The sequence below is a fragment of the Nocardioides immobilis genome (genome assembly GCF_003515065.1).
Taxonomy (GTDB): Bacteria; Actinomycetota; Actinomycetes; order Propionibacteriales; family Nocardioidaceae; genus Nocardioides; species Nocardioides immobilis.
Window position 1 is genome coordinate 1 of sequence record NZ_QXGH01000021.1, and the last position, 17,451, is coordinate 17,451.

Here is a 17,451-nt window from a genome sequence, read left to right on the forward strand (position 1 = left end):
GAGGTGGCCGAGGAACTCAACGACCGCCCCCGCGCATGCCTCGATGACCGGTCCCCATCGCAGCTCATGCGACGATGGCGGCAACAACTCATCACTATCTGATTCGCGACGATCGCTGGAAACCGCCCGGCGTACGTCGACCAGGACCTGCGCGCCGGCCGCACCATCGCCCGGCGCGGCGAGGTGGGCGGCATCAGCGTCGCGGCCGGCTCGCTGCTGGCCGCGGTGCGCGAGGGGGACGACGCGTGGACGGTCGAGGTCCGGGTGCCGGTGCTGGCCGACGAGGAACGGCGCTCGTTGGTCGACGTGGTCGCTGCAGAGACCGGACGGATCGCGGCGCTGTTCGCCGGCGAGCTGCCCTACGACCTGGTCGAGCACGCCGAGGAGCTCGGCGTCGAGCTGCTGCCGTACGGCGGGGAGCTGGCCGCGACCTGCACCTGCGACGCCTACCTCGACCCGTGCCGCCACGCGCTCGCGGTGCTCATCCAGACCGGCTGGCTGGTCGACGCCGACCCGCTGGTGCTGCTCGCCGTGCGGGGGCTCGACCGGGAGGCGCTGCTGTCGGAGCTGCACGAGCGGTCGACCGGTCCAGCGGCTGCAGCCGGCGGCGTCACCGACCTCGCCGACGACGTCGAGGTCGCCGCCGATGCCGTCCTCCGGGCTCGACGGCTGGTCGAGCTGATGGAGGCCGGAGCGGAGCTTCCCGAAGGGCTGCTGTGACTGGCGATGGGCCGGGCGTTCGACGAGGAGGTCAGGCCGGCGGGTCGACGAAGATGTCGTACTCGAGGGTGCCGGTGCCGCCGTACTGCCTGAGGTCGGTGACGCCGGCCTCCCGCAGCACGTCGACGTCGACGAAGGTGTTGCCCGTGCACTCGCGTGCGGGTCGGCCGAGGATCGCGACCGCAGCGTCCGCGACGATCTCGGGCGTCCGCGCCTTCTCGATGGCGGCGTCACCACCGAGCAGGTTCTGCACGGCCGCGGTGGCGATCAGGGTCTCCGGCCACAGGCAGTTCGCGGCGATGCCGTGCTCGGCGTACTCCGCTGCCCAGCCGAGGGTCAGCAGGGACATGCCGTACTTGGCGAGGGTGTACGCCGGGTGCGCGCCGAGCCACTGCGGCGACAGGTTCAGCGGCGGCGACAGCGACAGGATGTGCGGGTTGGTGCCCTCGCGCAGGTGCGGCAGGCAGGCCCGGGTCAGCAGGTAGGTGCCGCGGAGCTGGATCGACGTCATCAGGTCGAACCGCTTCACCGGCAGCTCCTCGGTCGACGCCAGTGCGATCGCGGAGGCGTTGTTCACGCAGATGTCGATGCCCCCGAACCGCTCGACCGCCTGCTCGACCGCACGCGCCACCGACTCCTCGTCGCGGACGTCGCCGACGACGGCGAGTGCCTGCCCGCCGGCCTCCTCGATCTCCGCGGCCGCAGTGTGGATCGTGCCGGGCAGGCGGGGGTCGGGAAGGTCCGTCTTCGCCAGGAGTACGACGTTCGCCCCCTGCCGCGCGGCGGCGATGCCGATCGCGAGGCCGATGCCGCGGCTGCCGCCCGACATGATCATGGTGCGGCCGGCAAGTGCCTGTTCAGTGGTCATGCCGCTGGACGTTACAGATGCGCGACGGCCGCGCCAATAGCGTTAGACATAGATCACAACGAACAGGCGACGACTGTCGGCATCGCGTAATATCCCTCCCGATGTCCAAGCCGCTGCTCAAGCCCGTCTCCACCCGCTCCGCCCTGCTGACCGTGCTGCTGGGCGCTGAGGTCGCGACCTTGTCCGCCCGGGAGCTGGTGACGGTCGGCTCCCTGCTCGGCTTCGCCGAACCGACGGTCCGGGTCGCGCTCTCGCGGATGACGGCGGCCGGCGACCTGGTCCGCGGCGACGATGCGGACTACCGGCTGTCCGACCGGCTGCTCGAGCGCCAGCGTCGACAGGACCAGGCGGTCCACCCGCGCACCAAGGCCTGGCGCGGCCAGTGGGAGGTCGTCGTCGTGACCGCGACCGGTCGCTCCGCCGCCGAGCGCGCCGAGCTGCGCGCCGAGCTGACCGGCCTGCGGCTGGCCGAGCTGCGGGAGGGTGTGTGGACCCGGCCGGCGAACCTCCGCCTCGACTGGCCGGCGTCGGTCGACGACGTCGTCACGCGGTTCACGGGCCGCCCGGTCGACGAGCCGGCCGCCCTTGCTGCGGAGCTGTGGGACCTCGATGCCTGGGCCGCCACCGCCCGGGCGCTGCTCGACGCCACCGACACCGCCGACCCGGTGCTGCGCTTCACCGCCTGTGCCACGTCCGGCCGCCACCTGCTCGCCGATCCGGTGCTGCCGTCCGAGCTGCTCCCTGCCGACTGGCCGGGCGACGCCCTGCGTGAGTCGCATCTCGCCTACCGCCAGTGGCTGATCGAGATGCGCCAGGGCCTCGCCGCCGCTTGACCCGGCCGGAGCCTCGACGGGTCAGGCCCGCACGACCTTGGGCCCCAGCGCCTCGAACTCGCGCGCCTGCGCCGACGGCAGCTCGGTGCCGGTCACGATCGTCTCGAAGTCGGCCACCTCGGCGAACCGGCAGAAGTTGGTGATCCCGAACTTGGAGTGGGCGGCGAGGAGGACCGACCGGCGCGACCGTCTGATCGCCGCGTGCTTGACAGCAGCGACAGCCGGGTCGGGCGTCGTCAGCCCGTCGTCGGTCGTGATCCCGTTGGTCCCGATGTAGGCCACGTCGATCACCAGGTCGTGAAGCATGTCGAGAGCCCAGTGGTCGACCGTCGCGAGGGTTCGACCCCGCATCCGGCCGCCGAGGAGCAGGACCGTGACGCTGTCGCTGTCGGCCAGCGCCTCGGCCGCGAGCAGCGACGAGGTCACCACCGTCAGCTCCCTGTCGGCGAGTCGCTCCGCGACGAGGCGCGGGGTGAAGCCCTCGTCGATGTAGGCGGTCTCCGCACCGTGGAGGAGGTCGGCCGCCGCGCCGGCGATCCGGTGCTTCTGGGCGAGGTCCACCCGGCTGCGGTACTCGACGCCGGACTCGAACGCGGCACTCTCGAGCGGGACCGCCCCGCCGTGGACCCGCTTGACGAGGCGACGGGACGCGAGGACCTTGAGGTCCCGTCGGATCGTCTCGGTGGCCACGCCGAGCTCGTCGGCCAGCGGCACCACCTCGACCCGCCCCCGTGCGCGGGTGAACTCGAGGATCTGCGACTGCCTGCTCTCCGAGTCCACGGAGTCATTGTGACGGGTCATCCGCGCACGGAGTCCAACACCGCCTTCACATCCGCCGGGGAGGACGCCGTGCGGAGCCGACCGACCGCCTCGTCGTCGAGGAAGACCTTCGCGATCCGGCCCAGCAGGTCGAGGTGGTCGTTGCCGGCACCGGCGATGCCGACCACGAACTCGGTGGGCTTGCCGTTCCAGTCGATCGTCTCGGGGTAGCGCACGAACGAGATGCCGGTGTGGTTGATCGCGGCCTTCGCCTCGTTGGTGCCGTGCGGGATGGCGAGCAGCTTGCCCATGTGGGTCGACACCGAACGCTCGCGCTCGTGCATCGCGTCGACGTACGACGACTCGACGGCGCCGGTCGACACGAGAAGGGCGCCGGCCTCGGTGATGGCGTCGTCGCGGGTCGTGGCGGTGCCGTCCAGGACGATGGCGTCGAGCGGGAGCACGTCCGCGCCGCCGTCCGCGCCGCCGTCCGCGTTGGTCTGCGTGAGGAGGTCGACGATCTCGTCGTACCGCGGGCTCGCCATGAAGTCGTCCACCGAGACGTGGACCGCCGACGGCGTCTTCTGCCGGGCCCGGTCGGTGAGGTCGCGGTGGGTCACCACGACGCCATGGCTGTCGGTGAGGTTGGCGATGGCCTGGTTGACGACGGTGACGTCGTCGAAGCCGGCGCTCTGGATCTTGCGCCGCAGCACCGAGGCGCCCATCGCGGACGACCCCATGCCGGCGTCGCAGGCGAACACGATGCTGGTGACCCGGTCCCGGACGGCTGTGCCCGTGCCCGTGCCCGTGAGGGCGGACGAGGCGATCGATCGCTTGCCCTTCATCGCCTCCATGCTCGCGGTGGCGTGGACGAGCTCGTCGTCGGCCTCCTCGGCCTTGTCGGTCTTGAGCAGGAACGCAGCCACGAGGAAGGTCACGGCGGCGGCGGCCAGCATCGAGAGGGTGACGCCGACGAAGTTGGCCGTCTGCGCGTAGACCGCGAAGACCGAGCCCGGGGCGGCCGGCGCGCGCAGGCCGACGTCGAACAGCACGTTGACGAAGACACCGGTCATGCCACCGGCGATCATCGCGAGGATCAGCTTCGGCTTCATCAGCACGTAGGGGAAGTAGATCTCGTGGATGCCGCCGAGGAAGTGGATGATCGCGGCGCCGGGCGCGGAGGCCTTGGCCAGGCCCCGGCCGAAGACGGAGTAGGCGAGCAGCAGCCCGAGGCCGGGACCGGGGTTGGCCTCGAGCAGGAACAGCACCGACTTGCCGTGCTCCAGCGCCTCGGTGCCGCCGAGCGGCGTCAGCACGCCGTGGTTGATGGCGTTGTTGAGGAAGAGCACCTTGGCCGGCTCGATGATGAGCGAGGTGAGCGGCAGCAGGTCGTTCTCGACGAGGAAGTCGACCCCGTCGCCGAGGCGGTCGCTGATGAAGGTGACGATCGGGCTCATCACGAAGAACCCGAAGGTGGCGAGGATGCCGCCCCAGATGCCGGCGGAGAAGTTGTTGACGAGCATCTCGAAGCCCGGCCGGATCTTGCCGTCCCACAGGGCGTCGATGTGCTTCATCGTCCAGCCGCCGAGGGGGCCCATGACCATGGCGCCCATGAACATCGGGATCTCGGTGCCGGCGATGACACCCATCGTGGCGATCGCGCCGACCACGCCGCCGCGGGTCTCGTAGACCATCTTGCCGCCGGTGTAGCCGATCAGGATCGGCAGCAGGAACCTGATCATCGGGCCGACGATCCCGCCGCCGTCGAACTCGCCCCAGCCGCCGATCTCGGCGACCCAGCTGCCCGGGTCCTCGCCGACGCCGAGCTTGGTCAGCCAGCCGACCTCGATGAAGAGGGCCGTGATCAGGCCCCACGCGATGAACGCGCCGATGTTCGGCATGACCATGTTCGACAGGAAGGTGCCGAACTTCTGCACGCGTACTCGCACGCCGACTCGCTCGGGCGCTTGGGTGATGGACATCTCGGACTCCTCGGGTTCGGCCGGTGGTGACGCCAGTCACATCGACATGCCCAGTAGAGGCCAAACCGGGCAGAAAAGCAAGAGATCGGGCAGAAATGGGCGGAGAAGAGTGTGGCTTTGTGCCCGAATGGGGTTTACGGTGGGTGCAGCCACCCACGACCTCGCCCCGGAAGGAACCCACCGATGAAGGCCCTGCGCTTCTACGCACCCGACGACGTCCGCCTCGAGGACGTCCCCGAGCCGGAGTGCGGGCCCGACGAGGTCAAGCTGCGGGTCCGCAACTGCTCGACCTGCGGAACTGACGTCAAGATCCTCCACAACGGTCACCAGAACCTCACGCCGCCCCGCACTATCGGGCACGAGATCGCGGGTGAGGTCGTCGAGGTCGGCGCCGAGGTCAACGCGTCGTACGGCAGCGACTGGAAGGTCGGCGACCGCACCCAGGTGATCGCCGCCGTCCCGTGCGGCGACTGCCACGAGTGCCGGAAGGGCTGGATGGCGGTCTGCCAGAACCAGACCTCGATGGGCTACCAGTACGACGGCGGGTTCGCCGAGTACATGATCGTCCCGCGCCAGGTGCTCAAGGTCGACGGGCTGAACCGGATCCCGGACAACGTCGGGTACGACGAGGCCTCCGCGGCCGAGCCGTTCGCGTGCGCCATCAACGCCCAGGAGCTGCTCGGCATCGAGGAGGGCGACACGGTCGTCGTCTTCGGCGCCGGCCCCATCGGCTGCATGCACATCCGGATCGCCCGCGGCGTGCACCGCAGTGGCCCGGTCTACCTCGTCGACGTCAACGCCGACCGGCTCAAGCTGTCGGCGGAGGCCGTCCAGCCGGACGAGGTCATCAACGCGGCGGAGGTCGACGTCGTCGAGCGGGTGATGGAGCTGACCGGTGGGCGCGGCGCCGACGTCGTGATCACGGCAACCGCCGCCAACGTCAGCCAGGAGCAGGCGATCGCGATGGCCGCCCGCAACGGCCGGATCTCGTTCTTCGGCGGGCTGCCCAAGACCGACCCCACCATCACCTGCGACTCCAACGTCGTCCACTACCGCCAGCTGCACATCCACGGCGCCAACGGCTCGGCGCCCGAGCACAACAAGCGCGCGCTCGAGTACATCTCGACCGGCCAGGTGCCGGTCAAGGACCTCATCACCCGGCACATCCCGCTGGCGGACGCGATGACCGCGTTCGAGATCGTCAAGAACGGCGAGGCCATCAAGGTCACCGTCGAGCCCTGACGGCCGCTGATTCCGCCCGGGCCTCGTCACCCGAGCGCGAGAGACCTCAGCTCGTCCTGATAGCTGGCGTACGCCTTGCGCAGCTCCTCGCCCGGCCAGTCGGCCGGGCGCAGCTCGGCGGGCAGCAGCGGATCGTCCAAGAGGTGGCGGACCAGGTGTGCCGCGACGGCCAGCCGGCTCGCGGGCTCGTCGGTGTCGTCGAGGAGCGCGACCAGGCGGCGGCCGTCGGCGGCCCACCCAATGAGGTCCCACAGCTCGGCCGCGAGCGCCGCGGGATCGGCGTCCGGCCGGCTGACGAAGGTCGAGAGGACCGGCTCGTCGGCGTACTCACGAGGCCGGCTGAGGTTCGCCGGCCTCGCCCAGACGCCCTCGCGGAGCTCGGCCAGTCGGTACGACGTCAGCAGGTCCCGCAGCGCTGCCCGGTCGGACGCGGAGCGCCCGGACACGACGACGACGGCCATCTCCCAGGTGCCGTCCCAGGAGGTCTCGGCATCCTCGACCGCCTCGTCCTGCCGCTGCTGACGCCGGACCAGGCGGTCTCCGAGCATGTAGTCACCGACGACGCGACGGAGGTCGCCCGCGGCCACGGCCCGGGTCAGCGCCACCCGGAGGGTCGGCGCGGGGATGCCGAAGTACTCGCCTGCTCGGGCCAGCTCGGCCGGGCTCATCCGGTCGGGATGCCGCCCCAGCAGGAGGCTGAGCACGACCGAGCGGGCCGGGAGCGGTGTGACCTCGACCGACATGGGCTGCACTCTCTCACGCTACATCTCTGGACACAACTGTCGATGAAACTGTAACGTCGCCGGCATGGCAGACGAAGCGCCGTGGAGGCGTCCCGCGCACGAGGGGCCCGACTCGCCGTACGCCGGGGTGCCGATCGACGACTCAGGCGACTCAGCGCCGACGTACCGGACGCTCACCTACGAGGTGGACGGTCGGGTCGCCCGGCTCACGTTCAACCGTCCCGACCATGGCAACGCGATCACCCTCGACACCCCGGTCGAGCTGGCCGCCGCCGTCGAGCGCGCCGACCTCGACCCGCGCGTACACGTGCTCGTGGTCAGCGGCCGCGGCAAGGGGTTCTGCGGCGGCTACGACCTGGGGGCTTTCGCCGAGCAGGCGATCCCCAACCACGACCCGTCGAAGACGTGGGACCCGATGGTCGACTACGCGATGATGAGCCGCTTCACCAAGGGCTACGCGTCGTTGCTGCACGCGAACAAGCCGACGGTCGCCAAGATCCACGGCTTCTGCGTCGCCGGCGGCACCGACATCGCCCTGCACTGCGACCAGATCGTCATCGCCGCGGACGCGAAGATCGGCTACCCGCCGACCCGGGTCTGGGGCGTGCCGAGCGCCGGCCTCTGGGCGCACCGGCTCGGCGACCAGCGCGCCAAGCGGCTGCTGCTGACCGGCGACTGCCTGTCCGGTCGCGAGGCCGCCGAGTGGGGGCTGGCGATCGAGGCTCCCGAGCCCGAGGACCTCGACGCCCGCACCGAGAACCTCGTGCAGCGGATCGCCGCGATGCCGCTCAACCAGCTGATGATGGTCAAGCTCGCGCTCAACTCCGCGCTGCTCGCGCAGGGCGTCCAGAACAGCCAGATGATCTCGACCGTCTTCGACGGCATCTCCCGCCACACCCGCGAGGGCTACTCGTTCGCGGCCCGCGCCGCCGAGGTGGGCTTCAAGAACGCGGTGCGCGAGCGCGACGCGGCGCCGTACGACGACTTCGGGCCTTCCACCAACAAGGGGTGACTGCAAATGACAAGCACGCACGAGGTCTTCAACCAGGTCCCGCCGCTGACCGGGCACAACACCGCCCACGACCCCGCCCTGCGCGAGGGGCTGGAGCGGGAGGGCGCCGGCTGGGCGCTGCCCGAGGTCGACGAGCTGGGGCAGCTCGCCGGCACCGCCGAGGCGCAGGGGTGGGGCCGGCTCGCCGAGCGCGTGCCGCCGCGGCTGCACACCCACGACCGCTACGGCCACCGGGTGGACGAGGTCGAGTACGTCCCGGCGTACCACCAGCTGATGGAGACCGCGATCGGGCACGGCCTGCACGCCGCCCCGTGGGCCGACGACCGGCCGGGGGCGCACGTCGCGCGTGCCGCGAAGTTCATGGTCTGGTCGGTCGACGCGGGTCACGGCTGCCCGATCTCGATGACGTACGCCGTCGTGCCGGCGCTGCGCGCGAACCCCGAGCTCGCCGCGCAGTTCGAGCCGCTGCTCACCAACCGGGAGTACGACCCCGGCCTCCGCGACCCCGCGACCAAGCGCGGCCTGATCGCCGGGATGTCGATGACCGAGAAGCAGGGCGGGTCCGACGTACGGGCCAACACGACGACGGCCACTCCCCAAGGATCGGCAGGGTCCGAGGGCGCGTATGAGCTCGTCGGTCACAAGTGGTTCACGTCGGCGCCGATGTCCGACATGTTCCTGACCCTCGCCCAGGCGCCGGGGGGTCTCTCGTGCTTCCTGGTGCCGCGGGTGCTGCCGGGTGGCGACCGCAACGCGATGCGGTTCCTGCGGCTCAAGGACAAGCTCGGCAACAAGTCGAACGCCTCGTCGGAGATCGAGTACGACGGCGCGACCGGCTGGCTCGTCGGCGAGGAGGGGCGCGGCGTACGGACCATCGTCGAGATGGTCAACATGACCCGGCTCGACTGCGTCATCGGCTCCGCCGCCGGCATGCGCACGTCGCTGGTGATGGCCGCGCACCACGCCCGGCACCGGTCGGCCTTCGGCAAGCCGCTCCTCGAGCAGCCGGCGATGCGCAACGTGCTCGCCGACCTCGCCGTCGAGTCCGAGGCCGCGACGACCGCGATGGTGCGGCTGGCCGGGGCGAACGACCGGGCGATCCGCGGCGACGAGGGCGAGGCCGCCGTACGCCGGCTGGCCCTGGCCGCGACCAAGTACTACGTCTGCAAGCGCGGCCCGATCCACGCCGCGGAGGCGCTCGAGTGCCTGGGCGGCAACGGCTACATCGAGGACTTCGATGCGGCCCGCATCTACCGCGAGCTGCCGCTGCTCTCGATCTGGGAGGGCTCGGGCAACGTCGCTGCGCTCGACGCGCTGCGGGCCATCGCCCGCGAGCCGCAAACGCTGGACGCCTACTTCGAGGAGGTCGGCCTCGCTGCCGGTGCCGACGCCCGCTTCGACGAGGCGCTGGCCCGGCTCCAGAAGGAGTTCACGTCGTTCGACGACATCGAGCTCCGGGCCCGCCGGATCGTCGAGCAGATCGCGTTGGTCTTCCAGGGGTCGCTGCTCCTGCGTCACGCGCCTGCCGCCGTCGCCGACGCGTTCTGCGCCTCGCGGCTCGGCCGCGACTGGGGCGGGGCGCTCGGCACCCTGCCGACCGGGCTCGACCTCGGTCCGATCATCGACCGGGCCCTGGTCGACACCGCGGAGATCGCCTGATGGCAGTCGACGTCGAGCGCCGCGGGCCGGTCACCGTCGTCACGATCGACCGCCCGGAGGTCCGCAACGCCGTCGACACCGAGCACGCGCAGGCGCTGTACGACGCGTTCCTTGCCTTCGACGCCGACCCGGACGCGAGCGTCGCCGTCCTCACCGGTGCCGGGGGCACGTTCTGCGCCGGCGCCGACCTGAAGGCGGTCAGCTCCGGGACGATGAAGGCCGATCCCCCGGGGACCGACGGTCCCGGTCCGATGGGGCCGTCGCGGCTGCTCCTGTCGAAGCCGGTCGTCGCCGCGGTCGAGGGTCATGCCGTCGCCGGCGGGCTGGAGCTCGCGCTGTGGTGCGACCTGCGGGTCGCCGACCCGGACGCCGTCTTCGGGGTCTTCTGCCGCCGCTGGGGCGTGCCGCTGATCGACGGCGGGACCATCCGGTTGCCTCGCTTGATCGGGCAGTCGCACGCGCTGGACCTGATCCTCACCGGTCGCCCGGTCGGTGCCGAGGAGGCGCTGCGGATGGGTCTCGCCAACCGGGTCAGCGCGCCCGGCGCCGCCCTCGACGAGGCGGTCGCGCTGGCCGAGCAGATCGCCGCCTTCCCGCAGACCTGCCTGCAGCAGGACCGCCTGTCGTCGTACGAACAGCACGGCCTGTCCCTCGATCGCGCCCTCGACGTGGAGTGGGTCCACGGCGGCCGGTCGCTCCTCGAGGCGATGACCGGCGCCGCCCGGTTCCGCGACGGCGAAGGCCGCGGCGGGGCGTTCTAACCCCGCCGAAGTGTCACGGTTGGTCGCACGAAATGTCAGGTTTGGCGGCTCGAGGTGCGACACGTCGCGCGACCAAGCTTGATACTTCGCGCGACCAAGAGTGATACCTCGCGCGACCAAGCCTGACACTTCGCGCGCGGCTAGGCGCGGAGGGCGGCGACAGCCATGTCGGCCAGCAGGGTCCGCAGGGCGTCGTCGGAGATCGCGTGCCCGGCGCGCGGCGTGGAGTTGAGCAGGCCGAAGGCGGCCTGAGCGGCGGCGTGGGCGGTGGGCCTGGTGAGGTGCGGCTGCAGCAGCCGGAGCTGGCCGGCGAGCAGGTCGACGTACGACCGCTGCAGCGCGCGGACCTGCTCGCGCGCCTGCTCCGGCAGCGACTCCCAGTCGCGGTCCTGGACGATGATGAGCGGCCGGTGGCCGAGGGCGAACTCGACGTGCCAGTCGACCAGCGCCCGTACGGCGGCGGCGGGCCCGTCGGCCGCCGCCACCCGCTCGCGCCCCACCGCGAGCAGCTGTTCGCTGATCGACACCAGCATCTCGGCGAGCATCGCCTGCTTGTTGGAGAAGTGCTTGTAGAGCGCCGGCCCGGAGATGCCGCAAGCGGCGCCGAGCTCGGCCACCGACACGCCGTGGAAGCCGCGGGCGGCGAAGAGCTCGGCCGCGGTCGCGAGGATCTGCTCGCGGCGGGTGGGCTCCTCGGTGGCGGTCACCCGCCCAGGTTAATGCTCGTTCACCCGCTTCGCGTCAGCCTGTCTCGAACACGTTGCCGTCGTCGAGCCCGCCGAGCGCGCGCTACTGGTCCTTGTCCCGATCGGCTGCGCGGCTCATGGTCTCGCTCTCCGAGCGCACCGTCTTCGCGGCAGAGGGGTCAAGCAGCGGCTCGTCGTCGCCGACCTGGTCGGTGTTCGGCAGCCCGGTGGCAGGGTTGATGCCGATGTCAGGGGCATCGTCGAGCTCGTCGTGCCAATCGTCGGTCGGGTCGGCGCCGCGACCGTGGTGCGCGCTCTCCCGCGAGGCAGCCTTCGGCTCGGTGGTCGACGGCTCCACCGACTCGGCGGGCTGCACCGGCTCCGCCGGCTCGACGTTGCGGTGAGCGCTCTCGTAGAACGTCGTCTTCGAGGACGCGGCCCCGGCGTCGGTCGGGCTTGGTGTCTTCTGGTCGCCGCCAGTGACGGTGGCCGCCAGGTCCCGTGCGTGGCCGGTGACGGCGGTGACGGTCTTGCGCGGATGGATCACCGCGTGGGCCGCCCGCCCGACGACCTCCGAAGCGAGCTTGGTGATGGTGCCGACCGTGGACATGATCTGCTGGCTCCTCTCGTGGACTCCCTTGTCCTCCCGGTACCCGCAGGGACCGGTGCCAGCCCCGACCAGTGGACAGCCGAGGTTAATGATCGTTAACCTCGTGTCATGACCAGCCTCGAGGACCTCACCATCGAGCTGCGCGAGCGGCTCGCGCGGGTGCGGCAGGGCGGCAGCGAGTCCGCGCGCAAGAAGCACACCGACCGCGGCAAGCTGCTCCCGCGCGACCGCGTGGACGGCCTGCTCGACCCGGGCAGCCCGTTCCTGGAGATCGCGCCGCTGGCGGCGTACGGCATGTACGGCGCGCCCGGTGACGACTACGCCGTACCGTCGGCGGGCGTCGTCGCGGGCGTCGGCCGGGTCGGGGGTCGCGACTGCATGGTCGTCGCCAACGACGCGACCGTGAAGGGTGGGACCTACTACCCGATCTCGGTGAAGAAGCACCTGCGGGCACAGACGATCGCGGCCCAGAACAACCTGCCCTGCATCTACCTGGTCGACTCCGGCGGCGCCTTCCTACCGATGCAGGACGAGGTGTTCCCCGACAAGGAGCACTTCGGCCGGATCTTCTTCAACCAGGCCAACATGAGCGCCCGCGGCATCCCGCAGCTGTCCGCAGTCATGGGGTCCTGCACGGCCGGCGGCGCCTACGTCCCGGCGATGTCGGACGAGACCGTGATCGTCCGCAACCAGGGCACGATCTTCCTCGGCGGACCGCCGCTGGTGAAGGCCGCGACCGGCGAGGTCGTCACGGCCGAAGAGCTCGGCGGCGGTGACGTGCACGCCCGTACCTCCGGGGTCGTCGACCACCTGGCCGAGGACGACGCGCATGCCCTCCAGATCCTGCGCGGCATCGTCGACACCCTCCCGGACGCTCGCCGAGCCGGTCGGGGCGCCTCGACAACCTCGGCGGGCGAAGTCGACGAGCCTCACGAGTCGCCGGAGTCCATCTACTCCGTGGTGCCGGCCAGCACGCGGACGCCGTACGACGTGCGCGAGGTGATCCGCCGCCTGGTCGACGGCTCGCGGTTCCAGGAGTTCAAGCAGCTGTACGCCGAGACCCTGGTCTGCGGCTTCGCGCGGATCCACGGCCATCCCGTCGGCATCGTCGCCAACAACGGGATCCTGTTCAGCGAGTCGGCGCTGAAGGGCGCGCACTTCGTCGAGCTCTGCAACCAGCGCGGCATCCCGCTGCTCTTCCTCCAGAACATCAGCGGCTTCATGGTCGGCAAGGACTACGAGAACCGCGGCATCGCCCGCGACGGCGCCAAGCTGGTCACGGCGGTGGCCTGCAGCGTCGTACCCAAGCTCACCGTGGTCATCGGCGGCTCGTTCGGCGCCGGCAACTACGGCATGTGCGGCCGCGCCTACGATCCGCGGTTCCTCTGGATGTGGCCGAACGCCCGGATCTCGGTGATGGGCGGTGACCAGGCGGCCAACGTGCTGGCAACGGTCGCCGGCCGCGAGGACGACCCGGATGTCGCAGCGTTCAAGGCACCCATTCTTGAGCAGTACGAGACGCAGGGCTCGCCGTACTACGCCACCGCCCGGGTCTGGGACGACGGCGTCATCGACCCCGCGGACACCCGGCGGGTGCTCGGGATGGCGCTCGCCGTCACCGCGCACGCACCCGTGCCGGAGCCCTCCTACGGCATCTTCAGAATGTGATCGGGGCGACCGACATGAACATCCAGACCCTGCTGGTCGCCAACCGCGGCGAGATCGCGCTCCGTGTCTTCCGCACCTGCGAGGCCCACGGCATCAGGACCGTCGCCGTCTACACCGATGCCGACGCCACCGCGCCGCACGTCCGCGAGGCCGACGTCGCCGTCCGGGTGCCGTCGTACCTCGACAGCGACGCCGTCGTCGCGGCGGCGAAGGAGGCGGGTGCCGACGCGATCCACCCGGGCTACGGCTTCCTCTCCGAGAACGCCGGCTTCGCGCGCGCCGTCGGTGCCGCCGGCATCACCTGGGTGGGTCCGACCCCCGAGGTGATCGAGCGGATGGGCCGCAAGGACGCCGCCCGCGAGATCGCGGTCGAGGCCGGAGTGCCGGTCGTGCCGTCGTTCCCGCTGGTCGAGGCGCGAGGTGCGCTGGCACCGAGCCTCGAGACCAAGGACTTCCCCCTCCTCGTCAAGGCTGCCGCCGGCGGCGGCGGCAAGGGCATGCGGATCGTCCGCTCCGCGGCCGATCTCGACGACGCCATCGCCGCGGCGAAGCGTGAGTCGGCGAGCGCGTTCGGCGACGACACCATGCTGCTGGAGAAGTACGTCGAACGCGGCCGCCACATCGAGGTCCAGGTGCTCGGCGACACCCACGGCGACGTGATCCACCTGCTCACCCGCGAGTGCTCGGTGCAGCGGCGCCACCAGAAGGTGATCGAGGAGGCGCCCGCACCCCGGCTGCCCGACGACGTCCGCGAGCGGATCCACGCCGCAGCCGTCGAGCTCGCCCGCGCGGTCGGCTACACCAACGCCGGCACGGTCGAGTTCCTCCTCGACGCCGACACGGGCGACTTCTACTTCCTCGAGATGAACACCCGGCTCCAGGTCGAGCACCCGGTGACCGAGGAGGTGACCGGTGTCGACCTGGTCGAGGCCCAGCTGCACGTCGCGGTCGGCGATCCGCTGCGCCACCGGCAGGTCGAGATCGTGCCGCTCGGCCACGCGATCGAGGCCCGCATCTACGCCGAGGACCCCTACGCCGGCTTCCTCCCGCAGGCCGGCACGGCCACGGCCGTCCACTGGTCGTTCCGGGCGCGCGTCGACCACGCGCTCGAGCCCGGCCAGGTCGTGAGCACGTCGTACGACCCCATGCTCGGGAAGGTCGTCGTCTTCGCGCCGGACCGTGAGCGCGCCCGCCGTACCCTCGTCCGCGCGCTCGACGACACCGTCATCCTCGGCCTCACCACCAACACCGGCTTCCTGCGGAGCCTGGCCGCAGGGCAGGAGTTCGAGGACGCCGCGATCGACACCGCCTGGCTCGACCGGGTGGAGATCGCGCCGCCGGACCCGGAGCCCGCCCGGGTCCTGGCCGCCCACGCCTGGCAGCAGGCGCACGCGACGCCCGCCGGCCCGTTCGCGTCCGACGGCTTCCGGCTGGGCGGCCCGCCCGCGCCGGTCCGCGTCGACTTCGAGGACGGGTCGGTCGTGCTGGGAACGCCGCCGAACGAGCACCCGATCTCGATCGTCACGCCGTACGGCGTCGAGCTCGCCCACCAGGGCCAGCGCTATGTCTTCCACCGGCCCGACGCGGCCGCGGACCACGGCGTCGAGGTCGGCAGCGGCACCGTCGTCGCGCCGATGCCCGGCACCGTGCTCGACGTCCGGGTCGCCGAGGGCGCCACCGTGGCGGCTGGTGATGTGCTCGGTGTGGTCGAGGCGATGAAGATGGAGCTCGCGCTCAAGGCGCCGTACGACGGCGTTGTCACCGCCGTCTCCGCCGTCACCGGCGCTCAGGTCGCGCTCGGCGACGCACTGTTCACCGTGGAGGCGTCCGATGAGTGACCTCGCCCTCCCGATGGTGGTCCCCGAACCCGGCCTCCCGCCGAAGGTGACGATCTACGAGGTCGGTCCGCGCGACGGCCTGCAGAACGAGCAGGCGCTGGTGCCGACCGAGGTGAAGGCCGCGTTCGTCCGCCGCCTGCTCGCGGCCGGCCTGCCGATCGTCGAGGCGACCAGCTTCGTGCACCCGAAGTGGGTGCCCCAGCTGGCCGACGCTGCTGAGCTGATGACCGGGCTGACCGCCGAGATCGGCGACACGGCGCGCGACCTTCCCGTCCTGGTTCCCAACGACCGCGGCCTCGACCGGGCGCTCGAGCTGGGGCTGCGCCACGTGGCGGTGTTCGCTTCCGCGACCGAGACGTTCGCGGCCAAGAACCTGAACCGCACGCTCGAGACGCAGTTCGCGATGTTCGAGCCGACCGTCGCACGGGCGGTTGCCTCCGGCGTCGACGTCCGCGGCTACGTCTCGATGTGCTTCGGCGACCCGTGGGAGGGGCCGGTGCCGGTCGACCAGGTGGTCGCCGTCGGCAGGCGGTTGCTCGACCTGGGCTGCCACCAGCTCAGCCTGGGCGACACGATCGGCGTCGCCACCGCCGGCCAGGTCAGGGCGCTCGTCGCGGGCTTCGCCGCCGCCGGAGTGGCCGCCGACCGGCTCGCACTGCACTTCCACGACACCTACGGCCAGGCCCTGACCAACGTGCACGCGGGCCTGCAGGCGGGCGTGACGACGTACGACGCCTCAGCGGGGGGCCTGGGCGGCTGTCCCTACGCGAAGAGCGCCACCGGCAATCTCGCGACCGAGGACCTGGTGTGGTTCCTGACCGGTCTCGGCATCGAGCACGGGGTCGACCTGCGCGCGGTCGTCGACGCCAGCACCTGGATGGCCGGCCACCTCGGGCGGCCCAGCCCGTCGGCCGTGGTGCGCGCGCTGGCACAATCACCTGCATGACCAGGGTCGTTCACCTGCACATCGGTGCGCCGAAGACGGGGACGACCTACATCCAGACGCGGCTGGGGCGCAACACCAAGACCCTCGCGGACCATGGCGTCCACTTCCCGTCGACGTCGCGGCTCTCGCGGCCTGAGCTCTCGCAGTTCCGGGCGGCGCTCGACCTCACCGAGCAGGACTGGGGCGGCGCTCCTGGTCACGCCGACGGCGCCTGGGACGCGCTGATGCGTCGTACCCGCCGGCTCGACGGCAACGTGATCATCAGCCACGAGATCCTCGCGCCCGCACCGGCGAAGGTGATCGAGCGCGCGATGAAGGACCTCTCCGGGAGCGAGGTCCACATCGTCTACTCGGCCCGGGACCTGGCCCGACAGCTGGCCGCCGCCTGGCAGGAGAGCATCAAGCAGGGCCGCTCGTGGACGTTCCGCAAGTTCCTCCGCCGCTCACGGATGGGCAAGCCGTTCATGATGCAGGCGTTCGACATCCCGGACGTGCTCTCGTCGTGGGGATTCGCGGTGCCGCCGGAGCGCATCCACCTCGTCGTCGTACCCGCCAAGGACAGCGCGGCCGCCGACCCGGAGGACAGCCTCTGGACCCGGATGTGCCGGGCGTTCGACATCGACCCGGCGTGGGCGCCGGTCGACAGCGAGGCGACCAACAAGTCGCTCGGCGTCGCCGAGACCCAGGTGCTCCGCCACCTCAACCAGGCGCTGGGCCGCAAGGTCGCTCGCGAGGGGGAGTACGACGACCTGCTCCGCCGGATGGTCGCCGACGGCACCCTGTTCCACCACCGGTCGGCGCCGGTCACCCTCCGGCCCGACAACTACGACTGGGTCGAGGAGCGCACCGAGCGCTCGCTGGAGTGGATCAAGGCGAGCGGCATCGACGTGATCGGCGACCTCGACGAGCTGCGCCCCCGGCGCCCCGATCCCGACAAGGTCTGGCACAACCCCGACCGGGTCAAGAAGCAGGCAGTCACCCGCGCTGCGGTCGGCGCCCTGAGCAGCATGACCGCCGAGGCCGTACGACGCCCCGACCCCCACGGCATTGCCCTCCGCGCAACCCGCGAGCTCAAGCGCCGCCTCGAGCCCTGACCCCGCCGAAGTGTCGATCTTGGTCGGTCG

General features: G+C 71.4%; 16 protein-coding genes. 10 read left to right on the forward strand and 6 right to left on the reverse strand.

Annotated elements, in window-relative coordinates; all coding sequences use genetic code 11:
* Window positions 1-183 precede the first annotated feature (183 nt).
* The gene (locus tag D0Z08_RS17065) at window positions 184-720 is read left to right on the forward strand and encodes an SWIM zinc finger family protein (RefSeq protein WP_182481358.1); all 537 of its coding nucleotides are present in this window, start codon (window positions 184-186) and stop codon (window positions 718-720) included.
* A 31-nt stretch (window positions 721-751) separates the two neighbouring features.
* Here D0Z08_RS17065 and D0Z08_RS17070 read toward each other — a convergent pair whose 3' ends face one another.
* Window positions 752-1,588, reverse strand: a complete 837-nt coding sequence (locus D0Z08_RS17070) for an SDR family oxidoreductase (RefSeq protein WP_118926463.1) — start codon at window positions 1,586-1,588, stop codon at window positions 752-754.
* A 101-nt stretch (window positions 1,589-1,689) separates the two neighbouring features.
* On the opposite strand from D0Z08_RS17070, the gene D0Z08_RS17075 reads away from it, so the two are divergent.
* Window positions 1,690-2,421: a PaaX family transcriptional regulator C-terminal domain-containing protein gene (locus tag D0Z08_RS17075; RefSeq protein ID WP_118926464.1), complete on the forward strand. Its 732-nt coding sequence runs from the start codon at window positions 1,690-1,692 to the stop codon at window positions 2,419-2,421.
* A 21-nt stretch (window positions 2,422-2,442) separates the two neighbouring features.
* On the opposite strand, the gene D0Z08_RS17080 is transcribed toward D0Z08_RS17075, so the two are convergent.
* Both D0Z08_RS17080 and D0Z08_RS17085 read right to left on the reverse strand, forming a co-directional pair.
* Window positions 2,443-3,201 (reverse strand): DeoR/GlpR family DNA-binding transcription regulator, encoded by a 759-nt coding sequence (locus D0Z08_RS17080; RefSeq protein ID WP_118926465.1) that lies wholly within the window; start codon window positions 3,199-3,201, stop codon window positions 2,443-2,445.
* Window positions 3,202-3,218: 17 nt separating this feature from the next.
* Entirely contained in the window at window positions 3,219-5,162 is a 1,944-nt protein-coding gene (locus D0Z08_RS17085) for a PTS mannitol transporter subunit IICBA (RefSeq protein WP_118926466.1), read from the reverse strand.
* Window positions 5,163-5,345: 183 nt separating this feature from the next.
* Between D0Z08_RS17085 and D0Z08_RS17090 the strand changes: the two genes are divergently transcribed.
* Window positions 5,346-6,404, forward strand: a complete 1,059-nt coding sequence (locus tag D0Z08_RS17090; protein ID WP_118926467.1) for a zinc-dependent dehydrogenase — start codon at window positions 5,346-5,348, stop codon at window positions 6,402-6,404.
* 26 nt (window positions 6,405-6,430) lie between these two features.
* On the opposite strand, the gene D0Z08_RS17095 is transcribed toward D0Z08_RS17090, so the two are convergent.
* Entirely contained in the window at window positions 6,431-7,147 is a 717-nt protein-coding gene (locus tag D0Z08_RS17095; protein WP_118926468.1) for a PaaX family transcriptional regulator C-terminal domain-containing protein, read from the reverse strand.
* 64 nt (window positions 7,148-7,211) lie between these two features.
* Between D0Z08_RS17095 and D0Z08_RS17100 the strand changes: the two genes are divergently transcribed.
* The 3 genes from D0Z08_RS17100 to D0Z08_RS17110 are packed head-to-tail and all read left to right on the forward strand — an operon-like array spanning window position 7,212 to window position 10,579.
* Complete coding sequence (locus D0Z08_RS17100; protein ID WP_118926469.1) at window positions 7,212-8,159, forward strand: crotonase/enoyl-CoA hydratase family protein; 948 nt, start codon at window positions 7,212-7,214, stop codon at window positions 8,157-8,159.
* A 6-nt stretch (window positions 8,160-8,165) separates the two neighbouring features.
* On the forward strand, window positions 8,166-9,818 hold the full coding sequence (locus tag D0Z08_RS17105; RefSeq protein WP_118926470.1) for an acyl-CoA dehydrogenase family protein: 1,653 nt from the start codon (window positions 8,166-8,168) through the stop codon (window positions 9,816-9,818).
* Complete coding sequence (locus D0Z08_RS17110) at window positions 9,818-10,579, forward strand: crotonase/enoyl-CoA hydratase family protein (protein ID WP_118926471.1); 762 nt, start codon at window positions 9,818-9,820, stop codon at window positions 10,577-10,579. The genes D0Z08_RS17105 and D0Z08_RS17110 overlap by 1 nt, the downstream gene beginning before the upstream one ends.
* Before the next feature lie 140 nt (window positions 10,580-10,719).
* On the opposite strand, the gene D0Z08_RS17115 is transcribed toward D0Z08_RS17110, so the two are convergent.
* The gene (locus D0Z08_RS17115) at window positions 10,720-11,286 is read right to left on the reverse strand and encodes a TetR/AcrR family transcriptional regulator (RefSeq protein WP_118926472.1); all 567 of its coding nucleotides are present in this window, start codon (window positions 11,284-11,286) and stop codon (window positions 10,720-10,722) included.
* 82 nt (window positions 11,287-11,368) lie between these two features.
* Window positions 11,369-11,875: a hypothetical protein gene (locus D0Z08_RS17120; protein ID WP_118926473.1), complete on the reverse strand. Its 507-nt coding sequence runs from the start codon at window positions 11,873-11,875 to the stop codon at window positions 11,369-11,371.
* A gap of 108 nt (window positions 11,876-11,983) precedes the next feature.
* On the opposite strand from D0Z08_RS17120, the gene D0Z08_RS17125 reads away from it, so the two are divergent.
* The 4 genes from D0Z08_RS17125 to D0Z08_RS17140 are packed head-to-tail and all read left to right on the forward strand — an operon-like array spanning window position 11,984 to window position 17,421.
* Entirely contained in the window at window positions 11,984-13,543 is a 1,560-nt protein-coding gene (locus D0Z08_RS17125) for a carboxyl transferase domain-containing protein (RefSeq protein WP_118926474.1), read from the forward strand.
* 14 nt (window positions 13,544-13,557) lie between these two features.
* Window positions 13,558-15,381 (forward strand): acetyl/propionyl/methylcrotonyl-CoA carboxylase subunit alpha, encoded by a 1,824-nt coding sequence (locus D0Z08_RS17130; protein ID WP_118926583.1) that lies wholly within the window; start codon window positions 13,558-13,560, stop codon window positions 15,379-15,381.
* On the forward strand, window positions 15,374-16,327 hold the full coding sequence (locus tag D0Z08_RS17135) for a hydroxymethylglutaryl-CoA lyase (RefSeq protein ID WP_118926475.1): 954 nt from the start codon (window positions 15,374-15,376) through the stop codon (window positions 16,325-16,327). Before D0Z08_RS17130 ends, D0Z08_RS17135 begins: the two co-directional genes overlap by 8 nt.
* Complete coding sequence (locus D0Z08_RS17140; protein ID WP_118926476.1) at window positions 16,324-17,421, forward strand: hypothetical protein; 1,098 nt, start codon at window positions 16,324-16,326, stop codon at window positions 17,419-17,421. Before D0Z08_RS17135 ends, D0Z08_RS17140 begins: the two co-directional genes overlap by 4 nt.
* Window positions 17,422-17,451 lie beyond the last annotated feature (30 nt).

Coding starts and splice junctions, on each gene's coding strand:
- D0Z08_RS17070 (WP_118926463.1), bottom strand. CDS start 1,588: ATGACCACTGAACAGGCACTTGCCGGCCGCACCATGATCATGTCGGGC.
- D0Z08_RS17075 (WP_118926464.1), top strand. CDS start 1,690: ATGTCCAAGCCGCTGCTCAAGCCCGTCTCCACCCGCTCCGCCCTGCTG.
- D0Z08_RS17085 (WP_118926466.1), bottom strand. CDS start 5,162: ATGTCCATCACCCAAGCGCCCGAGCGAGTCGGCGTGCGAGTACGCGTG.
- D0Z08_RS17090 (WP_118926467.1), top strand. CDS start 5,346: ATGAAGGCCCTGCGCTTCTACGCACCCGACGACGTCCGCCTCGAGGAC.
- D0Z08_RS17095 (WP_118926468.1), bottom strand. CDS start 7,147: ATGTCGGTCGAGGTCACACCGCTCCCGGCCCGCTCGGTCGTGCTCAGC.
- D0Z08_RS17100 (WP_118926469.1), top strand. CDS start 7,212: ATGGCAGACGAAGCGCCGTGGAGGCGTCCCGCGCACGAGGGGCCCGAC.
- D0Z08_RS17105 (WP_118926470.1), top strand. CDS start 8,166: ATGACAAGCACGCACGAGGTCTTCAACCAGGTCCCGCCGCTGACCGGG.
- D0Z08_RS17110 (WP_118926471.1), top strand. CDS start 9,818: ATGGCAGTCGACGTCGAGCGCCGCGGGCCGGTCACCGTCGTCACGATC.
- D0Z08_RS17120 (WP_118926473.1), bottom strand. CDS start 11,875: ATGTCCACGGTCGGCACCATCACCAAGCTCGCTTCGGAGGTCGTCGGG.
- D0Z08_RS17125 (WP_118926474.1), top strand. CDS start 11,984: ATGACCAGCCTCGAGGACCTCACCATCGAGCTGCGCGAGCGGCTCGCG.
- D0Z08_RS17130 (WP_118926583.1), top strand. CDS start 13,558: ATGAACATCCAGACCCTGCTGGTCGCCAACCGCGGCGAGATCGCGCTC.
- D0Z08_RS17135 (WP_118926475.1), top strand. CDS start 15,374: ATGAGTGACCTCGCCCTCCCGATGGTGGTCCCCGAACCCGGCCTCCCG.
- D0Z08_RS17140 (WP_118926476.1), top strand. CDS start 16,324: ATGACCAGGGTCGTTCACCTGCACATCGGTGCGCCGAAGACGGGGACG.